The organism is Pseudomonas sp. Nvir (assembly GCF_963778085.1).
GTDB lineage: Bacteria > Pseudomonadota > Gammaproteobacteria > Pseudomonadales > Pseudomonadaceae > Aquipseudomonas > Aquipseudomonas juntendi.
The window spans coordinates 1-2,207 of the sequence record NZ_CAVZVN010000008.1 but is presented as its reverse complement, the minus strand read 5'-3'; the positions used below and the strand labels follow the sequence as shown (position 1 = coordinate 2,207).

Sequence of the window (2,207 nt, the reverse complement as noted above, 5' to 3'; positions counted from 1 at the left end):
ACATTCACCCGCTGATTGATGCGCTGGACGACGCGAAACTGGCGCCGATTGCCGCGAAAGCGCTGTCTCATACTCTGCTGATGTTCGATAACTTCTACGACGTAGAAGAGAAAGCGAAAGCGGGTAACGAGCACGCAAAACAGGTCATGCAATCCTGGGCTGATGCTGAGTGGTTCCTGAACCGCCCGCAGCTGGCAGAGAAAATCACCGTTACCGTCTTCAAGGTCACCGGCGAAACCAATACCGATGACCTGTCTCCGGCGCCGGATGCTTGGTCTCGCCCGGATATCCCACTGCATGCGCTGGCGATGCTGAAAAACGCCCGCGAAGGTATTGATCCGGACCAGCCGGGCGTCGTCGGCCCGATTAAACAAATCGAAGCCCTGCAGCAGAAAGGCTATCCGCTGGCCTACGTCGGCGACGTGGTCGGGACGGGTTCCTCGCGTAAATCCGCGACCAACTCGGTGCTGTGGTTTATGGGCGACGATATCCCGAATGTGCCGAACAAGCGCGGCGGCGGTCTGTGCCTGGGCGGCAAAATCGCGCCAATCTTCTTCAACACCATGGAAGATGCGGGGGCGCTGCCTATCGAAGTGGATGTAAGCAACCTGAACATGGGCGACGTGATTGACGTTTACCCGTTCAAAGGCGAAGTGCGTAACCACGAAACCAACGAACTGCTGGCCAGCTTCGAGCTGAAGACCGATGTGCTGATCGACGAAGTGCGCGCCGGTGGCCGTATTCCGCTGATCATCGGCCGCGGCTTGACCACCAAAGCGCGCGAAGCGCTGGGGCTGCCGCACAGCGACGTCTTCCGTCAGGCGAAAGACGTGGCGGAAAGCACCCGCGGCTTCTCTCTGGCGCAGAAAATGGTTGGCCGCGCCTGCGGCGTTGCCGGTATCCGTCCGGGCGCCTACTGCGAGCCGAAAATGACCTCCGTCGGTTCTCAGGACACCACCGGTCCAATGACCCGTGATGAACTGAAAGACCTGGCGTGCCTGGGCTTCTCCGCGGACCTGGTGATGCAGTCCTTCTGCCACACCGCGGCCTATCCGAAGCCGGTTGACGTGACCACGCACCATACCCTGCCGGACTTCATCATGAACCGCGGTGGTGTTTCTCTACGTCCGGGCGATGGCGTTATCCACTCCTGGCTGAACCGCATGCTGCTGCCGGATACCGTGGGTACCGGCGGCGACTCCCATACCCGTTTCCCAATCGGTATCTCCTTCCCGGCGGGCTCTGGTCTGGTGGCCTTCGCCGCTGCGACCGGCGTGATGCCGTTGGATATGCCGGAATCGGTGCTGGTGCGCTTCAAAGGGAAAATGCAGCCGGGTATCACCCTGCGCGACCTGGTTCATGCCATCCCACTGTATGCCATCAAGCAGGGCCTGCTGACCGTTGAGAAGAAAGGTAAGAAAAACATCTTCTCTGGTCGCATCCTCGAGATCGAAGGTCTGCCGGATCTGAAAGTCGAGCAGGCATTTGAACTGACCGATGCGTCCGCTGAGCGTTCTGCTGCCGGCTGTACCATCAAGCTGAACAAAGAGCCGATCGTTGAGTACCTGAACTCCAACATCGTCCTGCTGAAGTGGATGATCGCCGAAGGCTACGGCGACCGCCGTACGCTGGAACGCCGTATCCAGGGCATGGAAAAATGGCTGGCGGATCCGCAGCTGCTGGAAGCCGACGCTGACGCGGAATACGCGGCAGTGATCGACATCGATCTGGCGGATATCAAAGAGCCAATCCTGTGCGCGCCGAACGATCCGGACGATGCCCGTCTGCTGTCTGACGTGCAGGGCGAGAAGATCGACGAAGTGTTCATCGGTTCCTGCATGACCAACATCGGCCACTTCCGTGCCGCCGGTAAGCTGCTGGACAGCCACAAAGGCCAGCTGCCGACTCGCCTGTGGGTGGCGCCGCCAACCCGTATGGACGCCGCGCAGCTGACCGAAGAAGGCTACTACAGCGTGTTTGGTAAGAGCGGGGCGCGTATCGAAATCCCTGGCTGTTCCCTGTGTATGGGTAACCAGGCTCGCGTGGCCGACGGTGCGACGGTGGTCTCCACCTCCACCCGTAACTTCCCGAACCGTTTAGGTACCGGCGCTAACGTCTATCTGGCCTCTGCCGAGCTGGCAGCGGTGGCTTCTCTGCTCGGCAAATTGCCGACGCCGGAAGAGTACCAGACCTTCGTGGCGCAGGTG

Annotated in this window: 1 protein-coding gene; it reads left to right on the top strand. The window is 60.3% G+C overall.

Annotated features, from left to right (window positions below):
- The coding region (acnB, locus tag AACG97_RS00100; RefSeq protein ID WP_338463214.1) for a bifunctional aconitate hydratase 2/2-methylisocitrate dehydratase at positions 1–2,207 on the top strand (2,207 nt) is incomplete at both ends.